Annotated in this window: 16 protein-coding genes and 1 tRNA gene; 7 read left to right on the plus strand and 10 right to left on the minus strand. The window is 70.1% G+C overall.

All coding sequences use genetic code 11. The features are described 5' to 3' along the window. The first annotated feature begins 77 nt into the window (after positions 1-77). Positions 78-782 (plus strand): RibD family protein, encoded by a 705-nt coding sequence (locus tag PFX91_RS09455; protein ID WP_285730940.1) that lies wholly within the window; start codon positions 78-80, stop codon positions 780-782. Further along, positions 779-1,249 carry a cytidine/deoxycytidylate deaminase family protein gene (locus tag PFX91_RS09460; RefSeq protein ID WP_285730942.1) on the plus strand — a complete coding sequence of 157 codons (471 nt, stop codon included), beginning with the start codon at positions 779-781 and terminating at the stop codon, positions 1,247-1,249. The genes PFX91_RS09455 and PFX91_RS09460 overlap by 4 nt, the downstream gene beginning before the upstream one ends. A 49-nt stretch (positions 1,250-1,298) precedes the next feature. On the opposite strand, the gene PFX91_RS09465 is transcribed toward PFX91_RS09460, so the two are convergent. Together PFX91_RS09465 and PFX91_RS09470 are read right to left on the minus strand one after the other, a co-directional pair. Next, positions 1,299-3,791, minus strand: coding sequence for a DEAD/DEAH box helicase (locus PFX91_RS09465; protein ID WP_285731096.1), 2,493 nt, complete (start codon positions 3,789-3,791; stop codon positions 1,299-1,301). Positions 3,792-3,912: 121 nt separating this feature from the next. Beyond that, positions 3,913-4,902: a malate dehydrogenase gene (locus tag PFX91_RS09470; RefSeq protein ID WP_285730944.1), complete on the minus strand. Its 990-nt coding sequence runs from the start codon at positions 4,900-4,902 to the stop codon at positions 3,913-3,915. A 254-nt stretch (positions 4,903-5,156) separates the two neighbouring features. On the opposite strand from PFX91_RS09470, the gene PFX91_RS09475 reads away from it, so the two are divergent. Beyond that, positions 5,157-5,230: transfer RNA gene (locus PFX91_RS09475), tRNA-Ile, on the plus strand. A gap of 238 nt (positions 5,231-5,468) precedes the next feature. Here the strand turns inward: PFX91_RS09475 and PFX91_RS09480 are convergent. The 4 genes from PFX91_RS09480 to PFX91_RS09495 all read right to left on the minus strand — a co-directional run bounded on the left by PFX91_RS09480 (position 5,469) and on the right by PFX91_RS09495 (position 8,112). Next, complete coding sequence (locus PFX91_RS09480; RefSeq protein ID WP_285730945.1) at positions 5,469-5,744, minus strand: hypothetical protein; 276 nt, start codon at positions 5,742-5,744, stop codon at positions 5,469-5,471. A 321-nt stretch (positions 5,745-6,065) separates the two neighbouring features. Then, positions 6,066-6,458, minus strand: a complete 393-nt coding sequence (locus PFX91_RS09485) for a hypothetical protein (RefSeq protein ID WP_285730946.1) — start codon at positions 6,456-6,458, stop codon at positions 6,066-6,068. An 89-nt stretch (positions 6,459-6,547) separates the two neighbouring features. After that, entirely contained in the window at positions 6,548-7,789 is a 1,242-nt protein-coding gene (locus PFX91_RS09490) for a helix-turn-helix domain-containing protein (protein ID WP_285730947.1), read from the minus strand. A gap of 137 nt (positions 7,790-7,926) precedes the next feature. Continuing rightward, positions 7,927-8,112: a hypothetical protein gene (locus tag PFX91_RS09495; protein ID WP_285730948.1), complete on the minus strand. Its 186-nt coding sequence runs from the start codon at positions 8,110-8,112 to the stop codon at positions 7,927-7,929. 184 nt (positions 8,113-8,296) lie between these two features. On the opposite strand from PFX91_RS09495, the gene PFX91_RS09500 reads away from it, so the two are divergent. Both PFX91_RS09500 and PFX91_RS09505 read left to right on the plus strand, forming a co-directional pair. Further along, positions 8,297-10,213: a GDSL-type esterase/lipase family protein gene (locus PFX91_RS09500; RefSeq protein ID WP_285730950.1), complete on the plus strand. Its 1,917-nt coding sequence runs from the start codon at positions 8,297-8,299 to the stop codon at positions 10,211-10,213. Between the two features lie 317 nt (positions 10,214-10,530). After that, on the plus strand, positions 10,531-11,301 hold the full coding sequence (locus PFX91_RS09505) for a DeoR/GlpR family DNA-binding transcription regulator (RefSeq protein WP_285730951.1): 771 nt from the start codon (positions 10,531-10,533) through the stop codon (positions 11,299-11,301). A 16-nt stretch (positions 11,302-11,317) separates the two neighbouring features. Here PFX91_RS09505 and PFX91_RS09510 read toward each other — a convergent pair whose 3' ends face one another. Further along, the gene (locus PFX91_RS09510; RefSeq protein WP_285730953.1) at positions 11,318-11,785 is read right to left on the minus strand and encodes a VOC family protein; all 468 of its coding nucleotides are present in this window, start codon (positions 11,783-11,785) and stop codon (positions 11,318-11,320) included. Positions 11,786-11,884: 99 nt separating this feature from the next. Then, positions 11,885-13,138: an MFS transporter gene (locus PFX91_RS09515; RefSeq protein WP_285730955.1), complete on the minus strand. Its 1,254-nt coding sequence runs from the start codon at positions 13,136-13,138 to the stop codon at positions 11,885-11,887. Between the two features lie 211 nt (positions 13,139-13,349). On the opposite strand from PFX91_RS09515, the gene PFX91_RS09520 reads away from it, so the two are divergent. Further along, the gene (locus PFX91_RS09520) at positions 13,350-14,951 is read left to right on the plus strand and encodes a sensor histidine kinase (RefSeq protein ID WP_285730957.1); all 1,602 of its coding nucleotides are present in this window, start codon (positions 13,350-13,352) and stop codon (positions 14,949-14,951) included. 68 nt (positions 14,952-15,019) lie between these two features. After that, the gene (locus tag PFX91_RS09525; RefSeq protein ID WP_285730959.1) at positions 15,020-15,682 is read left to right on the plus strand and encodes a response regulator; all 663 of its coding nucleotides are present in this window, start codon (positions 15,020-15,022) and stop codon (positions 15,680-15,682) included. Between the two features lie 386 nt (positions 15,683-16,068). On the opposite strand, the gene PFX91_RS09535 is transcribed toward PFX91_RS09525, so the two are convergent. Beyond that, positions 16,069-16,350, minus strand: a complete 282-nt coding sequence (locus tag PFX91_RS09535) for a DUF4031 domain-containing protein (protein ID WP_285730960.1) — start codon at positions 16,348-16,350, stop codon at positions 16,069-16,071. A gap of 71 nt (positions 16,351-16,421) precedes the next feature. Next, positions 16,422-16,895, minus strand: coding sequence for an Lrp/AsnC family transcriptional regulator (locus PFX91_RS09540; protein WP_285730962.1), 474 nt, complete (start codon positions 16,893-16,895; stop codon positions 16,422-16,424). Between the last annotated feature and the right edge of the window lie 101 nt (positions 16,896-16,996).

Below are 16,996 nucleotides of genomic sequence, written 5' to 3' on the forward strand. Positions count from 1 at the left end.
GACCGGCGGACGCACGGGAATTCCATGCCGACCCGTGTGGCCCCGTCGAGGCCGCGTGCCCACGTAGGATGGGCCCCGTGGACCGCCCCTACACCATTCTCAGCTGCGCCATGTCGGTCGACGGACGCATCGACGACACCGGACCGCAACGGCTCCGGTTGTCCAACGAGGCCGACTTCGCGGAGATCGACGAGCTGCGCGCGGAGTGCGACGCGATCCTGGTCGGCGCCGGGACCCTGCGCGCCGACGATCCCCGTCTCCTGGTCCGCTCACCCCTGCTGCGCCGGCGCCGCAGGGAACAGGGACGTACCGAGAACCTCCTCAAGGCCGTGATCACCCGCAGCGGGGAGATCGACCCCCAGGCCCGCCTCTTCTCCACCGGTGACGCGGGTGCCGTCGTCTACACCACCGGGGCGGGGGTGGAGATCGCCCGGAGCGCGTTGGAACGGCGTCCCGACGACGACCCGCCGGCCGACGTCGTGGACGCCGGCGACCCGCCCACCGCCAAGGCCGTCCTGGCCGACCTGGCCGACCGCGGCGTGTCCCGCCTGCTCGTCGAGGGCGGTGGACACGTCCACACCCTGTTCCTCACCTCGGGGCTGGTCGACGAGCTCCGACTCGCGATCGCCCCGTTCTTCGTGGGGGAGGAGGACGCCCCGCGCTTCGTCCTGCCCGGCGCCTTCCCCCACACCCCCGACACCCCGATGCGTCTACTGGAGGCGCGGGCGCTCGGGGAAGTGGCGGTCCTGCGCTACCGCCTGGGAGAGGGGGAGGGGCGGTGAACGTCGGGCCGCCTCCGGCCGTGGGCGAGGCCGACGCCCACTGGCTGCTGCGCACCGTGGAACTGTCGCGCTCCTGCCCGCCCTCCGACACCGCTTTCTCCGTGGGCTGCGCGGTGGTCGCCGCCGACGGCACCGTCCTGGGCGAGGGCTACTCGCGCCGTGACGACCCGCACGACCACGCCGAGGAGGTGGCCCTGCGCGAGGTGGACACGGACGACCCTCGGCTGACCGGTGCCACTCTGTACTCGTCGCTGGAACCGTGCAGCTCCCGTTCCTCCCGGCCCCTCCCGTGCAGCGCGCTGATCCTGGCCACGCCGATCCCGCGCGTGGTCTTCTCCTGGCGTGAGCCCGACCTGTTCGTGGACTGCGACGGGGCCGAGCGCCTGCGCGCCGCGGGCCGTGTCGTGGTGGAACGCCCCGAACTGGCCGAAGGCGTGCGTGAGGTCAACGCCCACCTCGTGGACTGACGACCCCGCCTTCCCTCCGGGGGGGAGGCACCGGGAGCGGGTCGCCTCCTCAGAGTCGGTCGACGTCCACCACGCGCAGCACCGCGTGTCCGGCGGTGTCGGACGCGGCCAGGTCCACCTCCGCGCTGATCCCCCAGTCATGGTCGCCCGCCGGGTCGGCGAAGATCTGGCGTACTCGCCACAGCTCCGGTTCCCGCTCGATGAGCAACATCGCGGGTCCGCGCGCGTCCGGACCGGTGCCGATCGAGTCGTGCTCGTCGAAGTACTCCTCCAGCGCGTCCTCCCAGTCCTCGGCGTCCCAGTCCCCGTCCTCCTCCAGCGCGCCCAGTTCGTCGTAGCGGCGGCGGGCGGCCAGCTCCACGCGACGGAACATCTCGTTGCGCACCAGGACGCGGAAGGCACGGGCGTTCGCGGTCACCGGACGCACCTTCTCCTCGACGGGCTCCTCCGCCCCCGGGTCCTCCGTCCGCGGGTTGGTCAACTGCTCCCACTCGTCCAGCAGACTGGAGTCGACCTGACGCACCAGTTCGCCCAACCACTCGATGAGGTCGCGCAGCTCCTCGGTCTTGGCGTCGTCGGGCACCGTCTGGTTCAGCGCCTTGTAGGCACTGGCCAGGTAACGCAGCACCAACCCCTCCGACCTGGCCAGCTCGTAGAAGCCCACGTACTCGGTGAAGGTCATCGCCCGCTCGTACATGTCGCGGACCACGCTCTTGGGCTGGAGCGGGTGGTCGCCCACCCACGGGTGACCGCGCCGGTACACCTCGTAGGCATGGTCGAGCAGCTCCTCCAGCGGCTTGGGGTAGTCGACCTCCTCCAGCCGCTCCATGCGCTCCTCGTACTCGATGCCGTCCATCTTCATCTGCTGGACGGCCTCACCGCGCGCCTTGTTCAGCTGTGCGCCCAGGATCTGCCGCGGATCGTCCAGAGTGGACTCCACCACGCTGAGCACGTCCAGGGCGTAGGTGGACGACTCCCTGTCCAGCAGCTCCAACGCGGCCAGCGCGAACGTCGACAGGGGCTGGTTGAGCGCGAAGTCGGCCTGGAGGTCCACGGTCAGTCGCGCGGTGCGACCCTGCGCGTCCGGTTCGGGGAGCACCTCCACGATCCCGCCGTCCAACAGCGAGCGGTAGATCGCGATCGCCTCCCGGATGTGGCGGCGCTGCGTCTTGCGGTCGTCGTGGTTCTCGGTGAGCAGGTGCCGCATGGCGGAGAAGCAGTCTCCGGGCCGGGCGATGACGCTCAGCAGCATGGCGTTGCTCACCCTGAAACGCGAGGTCAGCGGTTCCGGTTCGGCCTCGATGAGTTTCCTGAACGTGGACTCGTCCCAGGAGACGAATCCTTCGGGGGCCTTCTTGCGCACCACCTTGCGCCGCTTCTTGGCGTCGTCGCCGGCCTTGGCCAGGGCTTTCTCGTTCTCGATGACGTGTTCGGGAGCCTGGGCCACCACGTTGCCCACGGTGTCGAAACCGGCGCGGCCCGCCCGTCCGGCGATCTGGTGGAACTCCCGGGCGCGCAGGCGGCGCACCCGCACCCCGTCGTACTTGCTCAACGCGGTGAACAACACGGTGCGGATCGGTACGTTCACCCCCACACCCAGGGTGTCGGTACCGCAGATGACCTTGAGCAGCCCGGCCTGGGCCAGACGTTCGACCAGGCGCCGGTACTTGGGCAGCATGCCCGCGTGGTGCACGCCGATGCCGTGACGCACGTACCGGGACAGGTTGCGGCCGAACCGGGTGGTGAAGCGGAAGTCGCCGATCTCCGCGGCGATCGCCGCCTTCTCCTCCTTGGTGCACATGTTGATGCTGGTCAGTGACTGCGCCCGCTCCACGGCCTGGGCCTGGGTGAAGTGCACGATGTACACCGGGGCGTTGCCGCTGCCCAGCAGCTCCTCCAGCGTCTCGTGCAGGGGAGTGACCCGATAGTCGTAGTAGAGGGGGACGGGGCGCTCCGCGGAGGTGACCACCGCGGTGGAGCGTCCGGTGCGTTTCTCCAGGTCCTCCTCGAAGCGGCTGACGTCGCCCAGGGTGGCCGACATCAACACGAACTGCGCCTGCGGCATCTCCAGAAGGGGCACCTGCCAGGCCCACCCGCGGTCGGGCTCGGCGTAGAAGTGGAACTCGTCCATGATGACGGTGTTGATGTCGGCGTCCGCGCCCTCGGCCAGGGCGATCTGGGCCAGGACCTCCGCCGTGCAGCACACGATGGGCGCGTCGGCGTTGACACTGGCGTCGCCGGTCATCATGCCGACGTTCTCGGTGCCGAAGATCTTGCACAGGTCGAAGAACTTCTCCGACACCAGTGCCTTGATGGGAGCGGTGTAGAACGCGCACTCGTCACGGGCCAGCGCCGCGAACAGCGCGCCCGTGGCCACCATGCTCTTACCCGAACCGGTGGGGGTGTTGAGGATGACGTTGGACCCGGAGACGACCTCGATGAGGGCCTCCTCCTGGTGCGGATAGAGGGTGAGGCCCCGCTCCTCGGCCCACAAAGCGAACGCCTCGAAGAGGGAGTCGGGTTCTGGTTCGGCCGGAAGCACATCAATGAGACTCACGACTTCTATACTGCCTGCTTTCCGAACCCGTTCGGGACGGTGCGGGGCGCACCCGGACACCAGAACGGGCGCGCCCCGTGGGACGCGCCCGTTCACGGTCGGTATCTCAGATCAGGCCGAGCTGCCTGACGGTGTCGCGCTCCTCGACGAGTTCCTGGACGGAGGCGTCGATGCGGGCGCGGGAGAAGTCGTCGATCTCCAGGCCCTGGACGATCTCCCACTCGCCGCCGCGCGAGACGACGGGGAAGGAGGAGATGAGGCCCTCGGGCACGCCGTAGGAGCCGTCGGAGGGAATGGCGGCGGAGGTCCAGTCGCCCTCGGGGGTGCCGTTGACCCAGTCGTGGACGTGGTCGATGGCGGCGTTGGCCGCGGAGGCGGCGGAGGAGGCCCCCCGGGCCTCGATGATCGCGGCGCCGCGCTTGGCCACGGTCGGGATGAAGTCGTCCTCCAGCCAGGCCTGGTCGCCCACGGCCTTGGCGGCGTTGGTGCCGTTGACCTCGGCGTGGAACAGGTCCGGGTACTGGGTCGCGGAGTGGTTGCCCCAGATCGTGAGCTTCTTGATGTCGTTGACCGACACGTCGAGCTTCTTGGCGAGCTGGGTGAGGGCACGGTTGTGGTCCAGACGGGTCATCGCGGTGAAGCGCTCGGCCGGAACGTCGGGGGCGTGGCTCTGGGCGATGAGCGCGTTGGTGTTGGCGGGGTTGCCCACCACCAGGACGCGGACGTCGTCGGCGGCACCGGCGTTGATCGCCTCGCCCTGAGGCTTGAAGATGCCTCCGTTGGCCTCCAGAAGGTCACCGCGCTCCATGCCCTTGCTGCGGGGGCGGGCGCCGACCAGCAGGGCGATGTTGGCGCCCTGGAAGGCCTGCCCCGCGTCGTCGAAGATGTCGATGCCCTGGAGCAGGGGGAAGGCGCAGTCGTCCAGCTCCATCGCGGTGCCCTCGGCGGCCTTGACGGCCTGCGGGATCTCCAGAAGGCGCAGCTTCACCGGGGTGTCGGCACCGAGCAGCTGGCCCGAGGCGATCCGGAACAGCAGCGCGTAGCCGATCTGGCCGGCGGCGCCGGTCACGGTGACGTTGACGGGTGCTTTGGACATGACGTGAACTCTCCTGAACGACGTTGTGCGGCCCGCGATGTTACCAACGGGTTCCACGCGGCGTCGGTGCCGGGGCGCTGGGGGCCGTCCAGACGTGCGCCGCACCTCACCACCCTAGACCTCGTGCCCTCCTCGCCTCGGACCCAGGTACGCGGTAGTCGGAATCCCGGAGACCGTAAGCCTTGTCCGACAGCGGATTCACGGCGGAAGAAGGGCGGACACACCCTGTTAGGATGACTTTCGCCTGCAACGGCGGGCCGGTAGCTCAGCTGGTTAGAGCAGGGGACTCATAATCCCTGGGTCGCGGGTTCGAGTCCCGCCCGGCCTACCCTCAGATAGGCTTTTCACCTGGGCATTCCTTTTGTCCAGGGATCCCCTTCGGGCTGTCGGGCTCTTTCGGTGGACCGTTGGGGGACCGGCAGTCCCGGAACCGGTCCCCGACGAGGCACGGGGGACCAGCCGCGCGGACGCCTCCGCGGCTTCGTGCGCGACCTCTGGCGACACCGACGCCTAGATGTCGGCCGTGACCGTGATCGAGGAATGCCGCAACATCGCCTGCACGGTTTTCATGTCCACCCCGGCCGCGAGCGCGAGCGTCGTCGCGCCATGGCGAAGGTCGCCTCTGACCCGTCGCTCTTGAGGTCGGCGTCCTCGATCGCGTCGAACATCGCGGAGACGTGATCTCCCCGAAGCTCGTCGAGTTCGAAGTGCCCGAGGCGCGGTTTCAGGTAGGGGCGTCCGTGCTGCTCGTACTTCTCGGTTGTGGACCGCTGGAGGCTGTTCTTCCCAGCCGACCAGCTGTCGAAGAACGTCCCGAACACCCGTGTGCGGTGATGGGGCAAGGAGAAGGGGCCACCGGCCTGGAACCGGTGACCCCGTGCCCGGCCTTCTGTCTGACCGGTAGTGGCCGCTCCGCCCCTCGTCAGAAGCGGCCGTCAAGACCCGCGCCGCGGTTGTCGACCAACACCCTCCCCTTGGGGCACTGGGCCGCGACGCGGGGGTCTATGGGCGCCTGGGTGTGGTCGGGCTCGGTGGTGCGGGCCGCACCGGGACAGCGAGCGGGGAGGCCCCGGGGCGTCTTCGAGGGAGCGGACCGCCGCCGCTGGTGAGGGGTGCGTCGCGGGTGGTGCGTGGTGCGGTGAGCCGCGCCAGTTCTGCGAAGGTCACCGGTCACCCCTGCGGGGGATGTTGCCCCACGGGGAGGGGTTGAGCATGCGGGCTTCGAGCCGGTCGGCGGTGTCCTCCATCAGGGTCGGCTCGACACCGTCGACGCGGGAGGTCGCCATCCAGTACCGGGGGGTTCGCCATACCTTCCACCGTGTGCCGTGTTCGGCTTGTAGCCGGGCGAGTTCCTGGGTTTCCAGACGCACGAGGAGGCCGGCCGGGGAGGGTGCGGACAGGGTCGTGTTCCCTCTGGTGGCTTGCCAGTTGCCGTGTGTGGCGCCGTCCCGGTCGCGGCTGACCTCCCATGCGGGGAAGCCGGCCGCGATGATCTCGATCGCGGACGGATGGGCGTGCAGCGCTGCCTGGTCTTCTGCGCGCTGGTCGGTCATCATCGGTCACCTCGGGGGAAGCCGTGTGCGTGGTGACACGACGCTAAGAGCGCCCCAGGGTGACGGAGGGCACAGAATGTGTCCCCTCGACGTCACACGGTCAACAGCCCCAACCGGTCCGCCAGCTCAGAGGCGCGCCGCTGTCGTCGGCCGTCCCGTTCGTCGAGTTCTTCGAGGACGATGCGCCGCGCGTACCCGTTGAAGCGGATCGTCTCTGGGGCCGCCTCGTGCGCGGCTTCGAGCACCGCCAACGCCGCGTCGGGTTGGGCGTCGAGGTAGTAGGCGCGCGCCTGCTCGATCTCGTGCCGTGCCCGGCGCGGACGTGAGGGGATGCGCGCCGAAGCGGCACGAGAGGCTTGCCGCACCGACTCACCACCGGCCCGAAGTTCCACGGCGATCGTGACGGCGTGCGCGCCCATGATCGCCTGAGAGAACGACGTGACCGGGTGGTAGTAGCCGTGGGGGAGCCGCGCGGCGACCTCGTTCGCCGCGTCCCACCGCCCCCATGCCGCGCCGGTCTCGCCACGCCGCGCGGCTGTGTACCCGTCCTCGAACAGCATCGCGCCCCGGATCGCCGCGACGTCGGAGGCGTCGTGGTCGGCATGCCGGTCGAGGAGTTCCAGGGTGCTCGCCGTCACCACGTCGGCCGCGTCCCAATCCCCCGCGTCGCGGTGCGCTTGTGCCATCAGCCAGGCGGCGACCCCGATCGCGTGTAGATCGCCGGAATCGTGAGCGGCGACCATACCGCGCTCTGCGACGCGCCACAGGAGGTCTTGGGCGGGTTGGTAGGCGATGAAGAACTGGGAGAGCGCGTACACCTCGGCAAGGATCGCTTGGGCCGCACGCCGGGCGGTGCGGTCGTCGGCCTGGTGGGCGGCAAGCTGGGCATCCTCGATCAACGCGGGCAACAGTTGCCCCAACACTTCCCGGTGGTGGGGTGAGGAGTGGCGCGCCGACCACGCCTGATCGAGACGCGCGCGCAGGTGCGCGACCGGTGGTGCCTCCCTGGGAGACAGAGCGGGGAGCGCGTTGACAGCCTCCCGGACCCGGGGCGACCGGGGATGTCCGGGGCCGGTGAAGAGGCTGATGGGCATGGACTGGTCGCCGGTGAGCTGGGAGAGGTCACGCACCCGCAACGCCTCTGCCAACCGCAGGAGGTTCGCGAGCTTCGGTGTCTGGAGTCGGCCGGTCTCCACGGCCTTGACCCACGATGCGGACTTGCCCACCAGGCCGGCCAGGACCTCGCGCGTCATGCCGCGTCGGGTGCGTTGGATCTTCAACCGCTGCCCGAAGGTGAGGGCCGTGTCGGCGAGGTCGGGGGTAGGCTGTGGCATGTCGGGCCTCGTCTTCTCTGGGTTGGTCGCACTTCACAGAGTAGGGCGGGGCCTTCGTCGTGTCAGGAGGTCGCCGACCACCACGGCACGACAGAGCGGGCCGCCCCGGCAAGGGGCGGCCCGCTCTCAGCCTGCGATCAGGCGGTGCGGCGCTCCCGGATACGGTCGCGGCCCCACCGCTTCGACCTGCCGAACCGTTCGGCAAGCTCCTCGCCGGTCAACCGCTGCCCCTCATCGAGGGCGGCACGGTACACCTGCCGGGCGCGGGCACGGTCGTCCTCGGGTGGCACGTCGACACCGGGTTCGCCTTCTGGTCGCGCCACCACCCCCACACGAGTGGGCGGCGATGCGAAACACCTCACGGAACATCCCGGAACCTCCCCGCCGGGTGGAATCGTCTCCCTTACACTGGCGGCCGGTCGGGGAGCGTGGTGTGCCACGTCTCAGCAACCACCGCGTGCCCGGAGTCGTCGAACGGTGGACGGGCGACGGTCGGGGAGGCGAGCGTTGGGAGCGGACGGGACACGGCACGGCGGTGCGCACCGGCGGAGCCGGCGTTCTTCGCGTCATCTGCTGTACCTGGCGGCGGCCGTGGTCGTGGTGGTCGTGGTGGCCGCCGTCGGCGTCACGATCTCCCGCGGGCCGACCTCCGATCCCACGGAACGGGCGGAACCCGCCCGGCCCGGCCCGGCCGCGCCCTCCTTCGACTCCCTCCTGGGCCACATGGGCATCTCCTGGGACGGTTCGGCGGCCAACGTCGACCTCGACGGCCTCGGCAACAGCCTGTCCTCGCAGGCGCTGGCCGGCGCCGGGTGGACGCCCGGCCGTGAGGTCGTGCTGATGGGCTCCTCCCTGGAGCTGCCCGACTACGCCCGAGGTCGCCCGGACCACGTGGTCTCCGCCGGGCAGTCCGTGGGACTGCCCGCCGATCGCTACCGGTCGCTGACCTTCCTGGCCACGGCCACCCGCGTCGACGGCACCGGGGCGGACGTCGACGGCACCGGCCACGTGGTCTACGCCGACGGGGAGGAACAGAGGTTCGTCCTGTCGGTCCCCGACTGGCTCGCGGGGAACGCGAGCGAGGCCGCGCTCGTCCTGCCCTACGCCAACTCCGCCGAGGAGTCGGGGCCCGGTTCCACCCTGGGCTCCGCGCGTCTGTACGCGCACCACGTTCCCGTCGATCCCACGCGGGAGATCTCCCACGTGGTCCTGCCCGAGGTCACCGACGATCACGGCCGCATCCACCTGTTCTCCGTGGGCGGGCGCACCGCCGCCCCGGAATGGACCGGTACCTGGGCGCGTGCGATCTCGGGCTACATGGAGGTCGGTCCCTGGCAGGACCAGACGCTGCGCCTGTCGGTACGCACCACCACGGGCGGCCACCAGGTCCGGATCCGCTTGGAGAACACCTTCTCCACCACGCCCGTCACCGTGGGCGCGGCCTCCCTGGCGTTGCGCGGGACCGGCGCCGCCACCAAGGGCTCCGCGGTCCCGCTCACCTTCGAGGGCCGCTCCGACACCGTCATTCCGGCCGGGGGACAGGTGTTCAGCGACCCCGTCGAGATCCTCCTGCCGCCTCAGACCGACGCCCTGGTCAGCATCCACCTGCCGGAGCAAGTGACCACCGCACCGGTGCACTACGCCTCGGTGGACACCAATTACGTCAGCGCTCCCGGCAGCGGCGACCGGACCTTGGACACCACGGGGGAGCCGTTCACCGGCACGGTCGAGCAGTGGCCCTTCCTCACCGGGGTCGAGGTCCTCGACGGCCCCGGCGCGATCGCGGCGCTCGGCGATTCCATCACCGACGGGATCCGCTCCACCACCGACGCCCACTCCCGGTGGCCGGACGTGCTCAGCGCCCGTCTGGCCGCGCAGCCGGAACTCCCCACCCCGGGGGTGCTCAACCTGGGGGTGGCCGGGAACCACGTGATCAGGGACGGCTATCCCGGGGAGGGGGTCTCGACCAATCTCAGTGGCGTGGCGATGCTCCGGCGGGCGCACCGAGACGTGTTCACCCGCAACGGGGTGGACACCGTCGTGGTCTTCGGCGGCATCAACGACCTTCGCTGGGGTACCTCGCCCGAGGCGGTGATCAGCGGTATCGGCCAGATCGCACGGACGGCCCACGAACACGAGATGAGGGTGTTCGTGGCCACGCTCGGACCGTGCGCGGGGGAACGACGCTGTACGGAGGAGGTCGAGCGGGGTCGCCAGCGGGTCAACGCCTATCTGCGTTCACAGGCCCATGACCCGAGGTCGCCCTTCGACGGGGTCTGGGACTTCGACGCGGTCCTGCGTGATCCGAGCGACCCCGCTCGCCTGCTGCCCGCGTACGACTCCGGAGACCACATCCACCCGGGGGACGCCGGTCTGCGGGCGCTGGCGGAGTCCATCGACCTGCACGGCCTTCTCGGCAGATGAGTCGGCCGCGAGGACCCCTGGGGTGCGCCCGGCGCGGAGATCGGACGCGCGCTGCGGCCGAGGGCGGAGGTCCTGACGCGGAGCGTGGGGGGCGGGTGCCGTCCGTCACGCGCTCCGGGTGGCGAAGACGCCGACGGGTGTGGTGTCAGCAGGAAGAACGCTCACCGGAGCGGTTCGATGCGCCGGTGCGCCGTGATTGCGAGCGGACTCACGTCGCCCCGGCCTCGAAGAGGTGTGCCGGGCTGGGAAACTCTGTTACATGGCGTCGTGACCGCACGGCGCTCCCATGGCCGTCCCCCTGGACTGTGAGGCGAACGATGATTCCGGACCAGCGACGAGAGCATATTCTCAAGCTCCTCCAGGAGCGCCACGTGTTGAGCATCAACGAGCTCACGTCGATGCTGTCCGTGTCCCACATGACGGTTCGGCGTGACATCCAGGCTCTGGAGAACGACGGCAAGGTCCTGTCGGTGACCGGGGGCGTCAGACTCGCGGCACGCCTCAAGAGCGAACCCTCCTACCTGGCCAAGGCCCAACTGGAGGTGCCCGCCAAGCGGGCCATAGCGCGGGCCGCGGCCGACCTCGTCAGGGAGAACTTCACCATCTACCTGGACGCGGGCACGACCACGCTCCAGATGGTCCCGCTGTTGACCGACAAGGTCGGTCTGACCGTCATCACCAGCGACTTCAACGTCGTCGGCCACCTGATGGAGTATCCGAGCATCGAGCTGATCCACACGGGAGGGCTGGTCTCGCACTCCGACCACTCCTCGGTCGGCCGTTTCACCGCGGAGTTCCTGCGTCAGGTGAACGTGGACCTGGCCTTCATCGCCAGCAGTTCCTGGGACGCCCAGCGCGGGTCGACCACCCCTTCGGAGGCCAAGGTGATCGCCAAGCAGGAGCTGTTGAGGATCGCCTCCAAGAGCGTGCTCACCGTCGACAGCACCAAGTACGGCAAGTTCGGTACCTTCAGGGTGGCCAGGCTGGAGGAGTTCGACCTGATCATCACCGACGACCGGTTGCCCCGTTCCGCGGTGGACGACCTGGCCGAGCGCGACGTGCGCATGAAGCTGGTCGGTACGGAGTAGGGGACGCGGGCCGCCCTCAGAAGTCGTCCGCGTCGAGTTCGGCGCGGGCGAACAGGGCCAGTTCGGTGCCGTCGGGGTCGTAGAAGAGCAGCGTGGATCCCTCCTCGCCGTGCATCACGGGGGAGTGCTCCACGTCCATCCGCGCGAAGCGTTCCTCCCACGCCTCCAGTTCACCGATGTCGTCCACGCCGAGGGTCAGACGGTCCAGGCCGCAGTGTCTACGATCGAACCGGCCTTTGAAGTTGTCGCGGTGCTGGATGAGCGCCAACGACAGTCCCGAGGCCGGGTGGCGACATTCGGTGCGGAGTGTGCCCTTGCGGTCGTGCTTGGCCAGGACGCGGAACCCCAGGACCGTGCGGTAGAAACGCACGCTCTCGTCGCGGTCGCGCACGGACAGGGTGATACGGGCGAGCCCGTTGAGCTGGGGCACGGGTACCTCTTTGCGGCGGGGGCCGAAGGGGGTCGACAGGTCGAGCACGGTCATCGAGCGTAACCCCGAGTGGGGACGACGGCCACCTCCCGGACGGGGTCGCCGGACCGGAGCCGACCCCGGTTCCGTGGTACGGGGACGGAGGTCGAAAGCTCAGGAGGCGGGTTCGGCCACGTTCGCGGGGCGGGAGGGTCCCTCCTCCTCGCGGCCGTACCAGCGGGTGCGCATGACCAGGGTCGTGACGGCGAAGGAGACCAGCGCGCCCGCCGTGGCCAACGTGAACGCCCCCTGGTGACCCAGGGAGTCGGCCAGGATGCCCGAGCCCATCGACCCCAGTGACTGGCCCAGGATCAGGGAGCTCAGGATGACGGCCATGGACTGGGACAGCCGACTCGCCGGAGCGGCCCGTTCGATGAGCCCGAACAGGCTCACGATGTGCGGACCGATGGCCGCGCCCAGCACGAAGACGACCACGGCCAGGCTCGCCACACCATGGTCCAGGTACAACGGCAGGGTGAGCACGAACAGCGCCCCCGCCGCGATCCGGGTGCGCAGGGTGAGGGCGAACCTCACGGGTACGGAGGCCATCAGCAGCCCCGCGGCGGCGCTGCTGACGCCCATCACCGCGTACATCAGTCCGGACAGGTCGCCGTGTCCGGACGCGGTGGCGAAGGCGGTCACGCCGGTGGACATGCCACCGAAGAACACGCCCTGGCAGAACATGGGAACGGCCAGGACGAGCAGTGCCGGTGTGGTGATGCGCTCCCCGGCGCCGGCCGCCGGCGCGGTTCCCGGCGGAGCGGTGGGGTGCAGCGCGAACACGGTTCCGAAGACGCCGATGAGCGCCGCGGCGCCCAGCACGCTCGCCGACGGTGACAGGAGCACGGTGAGGATTCCGACCAGGGCGGGTCCCAGGACGAAGGAGGCCTCGTCCAGCACCCCCTCCACCGACATGGCGGCCGACAAGGAGCGCTCGCGCTCCACGCCCCGCTCGGAGCGGCGCCTGATCATCACCACCCAGCGGGTACGGGCCATGGGGCCGATCTGCGGCATGCACAGGCCCGCCAGGGCGGCCAGCACGGCCAGGGCGGGAAGCGGGGCCTCGGCCAGGATCGCGAGAACGAGCACGGTGATCAGTACCGCGTCCGCGATCGAGGTGACCAGTACCGGTGTCCGTTGTCCGTGGCGATCGGCGAAACGGGCGATGACGGGTCCGCCCACGGTCTCACCCAGGGCGAAGGCCCCGGTCACCATGCCGGCCGTGGCCACACTGCCGGTCGTGGTGGTGACCAGCGTGAGCAGTCCGATCAGGGACATGGAGATGGGAAGACGAGCCAGGAAGGTGCTGAGGAGCAGTGGCCATCCGGCGATGTGGTGCATGCGCCGCAAGGTCTGCAAAGGTGACATCCGGCCCTCGTCCTGTCGTGGTCGTCGCCCCTGGGATTTCATCACCGCCGTATCGGACGGGCAAGCGCACAAGGGGTCAAATCATCCCATGATATGGCCCATGGCGAGTGAGAGGGGATCCCCCGTCGCTCCGACCGAGGGTCGGGGCACGTCCCTGACTTTCGACGGTGCCACCCGGGTCCCGTGATGTGTAGGTTTCACCGACATGGACATGTCCGAATCGCGTTCCCTCCTCCCGCGTGCTCTGCGCCCGCTCGCGGGATGGCCGGATCGGGGCGCCGTCCTGCGGGACGTGTCGTGGGCGATCGTGATCATCGCCCTGTGCCTGACCGAGGTCTCCCTCCGACGGACGACCGAGGGCCCGAGCGGCGCGGAATCGGTGGCCGTCGTGGCGGCCATCGTCGTTCTGGCCGCCCTGACCGTCGTGCTCAGCCGCCTTTACCCGTTGTCGGCCCTGGTCGTGGCGATGCTCTGCTCGTTCTGGCTGTACGGGTTCGGGTTCGTGCTGCTGGGCGTGTCCTATCTGGTGGGCCGCCGCATGCCCCGGGTCCGGTCGGCCGTGGTCCTGTTCGTCGTCGGCGCCGTGCTGTGGCTGGCCCTGGCGGTGCTGCTGTGGCCCGACGACCTCATGGCGTTGACCACCATCGTCAGCACCATGCTCTTCAGCGTCGTACTGCCCTGGCTGGTCGGGGTCTACCGACGCCAGCACGTGGCCCTGACCACGGCGGGCTGGGAGCACGCCCGCCAGCTCCAGCGCGAGAACCGGCTGACCGCCGAGCAGGTCCGGTTGCGCGAGCGCTCCCGCATCGCACAGGACATGCACGACTCCCTGGGCCACGAACTCAGCCTCCTCGCCCTCCGGGCCGGAGCCCTGGAGCTGGACGCCGACCTGGGCGAGGAGCACCGGCGGGCGGCCGCCGAACTGCGTACCAGCGCCGTCACCGCCACCCGACACCTGAGGGAGATCATCGGTGTGCTGCGGACCGACGCCGAACCCGCTCCCATGTCGCCGGCCGGAGAGGGGGTCACCGCCTTGGTGGACCGCGCCCGTGAGTCGGGGATGCGGATCGCCCTGGTACACGACGGTGACACCACGGACATGCCGCCGATGGTCGACCGTGCGGTCCACAGGGTCGTCCAGGAGTCGTTGACCAACGCCGCCAAGTACGCCCCGGGCGCCGACGTGACGGTGTGGCTCACATCGAGCGAGAGCCGCGTGGAGGTCAGGGTGACCAACTCGGTGCCGCGTGGTCCTCTGCCCGGGGCCGGCGGGGGAGGCAGACGGGGGCTCATCGGTCTGCGTGAGCGCGTCCGGCTGACCGGGGGCGTCTTCGCCGCCGGTCCGGACGGAGACGGCGGCTGGGAGGTGTGCGCGACCATGCCCCTGGACGGAACGGTCGAGGCGGCGCCGGAGGAGGACGACGACGCCCAGATCGACCAGTTGCAGTCGGCGGCCCGCCGCCGCGTGCGCGGGTGGTCGTTGGCCCTGGTGCTGGTGCCGGCCGCGGCTCTGGCCGCGCTCGTGCTCGTGGTGGGCTGGAACGGCTTCCAGAACATGAAGGAGAGCACGCTGACCCCCGAGGAATTCGCCGGGCTGAGGGTGGGGGACGACCAGGCGGACGTGGAGTCGGTGCTGCCGCGACACTCGCTGTACGTCGACGCCCGACAACTGGAGGAGGGCGCCGTCCCGGAGGGGGCCACCTGCAACTACTACCGCAGCGACCCCGCCTTCTTCGGCACGGACGTGGTCCTCTACCAGGTGTGCTTCGCCGAGGGGCGCCTGTCGACCAAGGGAGAGGCACCGTTACGTTGACCACGGGCCCGGGCCGGCGCGCGCCGGGAGGAGACCGACGAGGAGGGGAAGGCCATGGAGGAACAGACGTGATCAGGGTGCTGCTCGCGGACGACGAGGCGATGATCCGCGCCGGCGTGCGGGCGATCCTGGGCAGTGATCCGGGGATCGAGGTGGTGGCCGAGGCCTCCGATGGACGCGAGGCGGTGGACATGGTCCTCTCCCACCGGCCCGACGTGGCCCTGCTCGACATCCGTATGCCGCGAATGGACGGGCTCGCCGCCACGGCCGAGATCCGCAGGGTCGCCCCCTCCACCTCGGTGATCATTCTGACCACGTTCGGTGAGGACGGTTACATCTCCCAGGCGCTCGGTGACGGCGCAGGCGGCTTCCTCCTCAAGGCCGGTGATCCACGTGAGCTCATCACCGGGGTGCACGCGGTGGCCGACGGAGGCGCCTACCTGTCCCCCCAGGTGGCACGTCAGGTGATAGCCCGGTTCGGGGGCGCCCGGGCCGCTCGTGAGGCGGCGGCCGTCGCCCGGATCGAGGAGCTCACCCAGCGCGAGCGGGAGGTGTTGGCGCTCGTGGGCGCCGGACTGTCCAACGCCGACATCGCCGAGCGACTGTTCCTGGTGGAGGGCACGGTCAAGAGTTACGTCAGCGCCATCCTCAACCGGCTGGGACTGCGCAACCGGGTGCAGGCGGCCATCCTCGCCCACGAGGCCGGACTCGTGGACACCTCCGAGATCTGAGGGCCTCGCTGGACGGACGGGTCCGCGTGGCGAGGGCTCGCCGGAAACTCCCCCGAGGCGATCGCGGTGGGAACCGAGCTCCTGCGGCGCTGGGACGAGCCGCACCGCCGTCACCACACGCCCGCCCATCTGGAGAGCACGCTGCGCGCGGCGGGGAGCCTTGGGCGCAGGCACGTGACATCGACGGCGTTCTGTACGCGCTCTGGTTCCATGACGCCGTCTACGAGGGCGTTCCCGACCAGGACGAACGGCGGAGCGCTCGGCCGGCCGAACGTCTGTTGCCCCGGATGGGGGTGGCGGACGCCCGCGTGCCTTCGCGAGGGACCCCTCCCGTCTGAGCGGCGTCCGGAAGCGTCGTGGAGAAGACCCGCCCGGGGCGGCGGGGCTCAGACGCGCTCGCGTGCCCGTGCGGCCTTGGGGCGACGCAGTCCCGACGCACGCAGGCGGGTGACCAGCTCGCGGCTGCCGACGTGTCGGGCGCCGAGTTCCAACGCGCGGGCGTGCAGGAACTCGGGGACGTCGTAGTGGTCGCGGTCGAAGGCACGCGGGCTCAGCCCGAGCGCGCGGGCGAAGGCGTGCAGTTCCTGGAAGGAGTGGTCGCTGACCAGGTGTGCGAACAGCCGGTCGTGTGGCCCCGGCCAGAGCGGGGTGTCGATCAGAACGCTCACCCGCGTCACTCTAGGCGTCGCTCTTCGGGGTACGACGCTCCGGGGGCCGACGGGCGTGGCCCGGGTCCGCCTCAGGTCTGTCCCGCCACGGGCGTGGTCACCGCACGCCAGGGCACCGGGCTCGACATGACCATGGTGCTGGAGGGACGGCCGTGCGCGGCCAGCCTGTCGATGACCTCCTCGAAGTGCTCCATGGAACGGACCGCGATGAACAGCACGCAGCAGTCGTCCCCCGTCACCCGGTGCACTTGCAGGATCTCGGGGAGTTCCAGTGAGGAGCGCTCCCGCAGCAGGCAGTGGGCTCCGAAACACTCCATGCGCACCAGCGCGGTCACCGGAAGCCCCGCCGCGGACGGGTCCACGTGCGCGTGGTAACCGGTGATCACGCCGCGGTCGGTGAGGCGGCGTACGCGGTCGGCGACGGCGGGCGCCGACAGGTTCACCCGGCGGGAGAGTTCGTTGTAGGAGAGGCGTCCGTCCCGCTGGAGCTCGGTGAGGATGCGCTGGTCGACGCCGTCCAGCGGGATCGCCGGTCGTGGTGCCATACTTTTGGTTCCCAAGCTCAAGAGTCACTAATGCTTACGAATGCTAACCCGAGGCGCGATTCGCGTACTCGCCGCCCATTCCTTCGCGGCGACCTTTGTCC

This window comes from Nocardiopsis sp. ATB16-24 (assembly GCF_030271535.1).
Classification (GTDB): domain Bacteria; phylum Actinomycetota; class Actinomycetes; order Streptosporangiales; family Streptosporangiaceae; genus Nocardiopsis.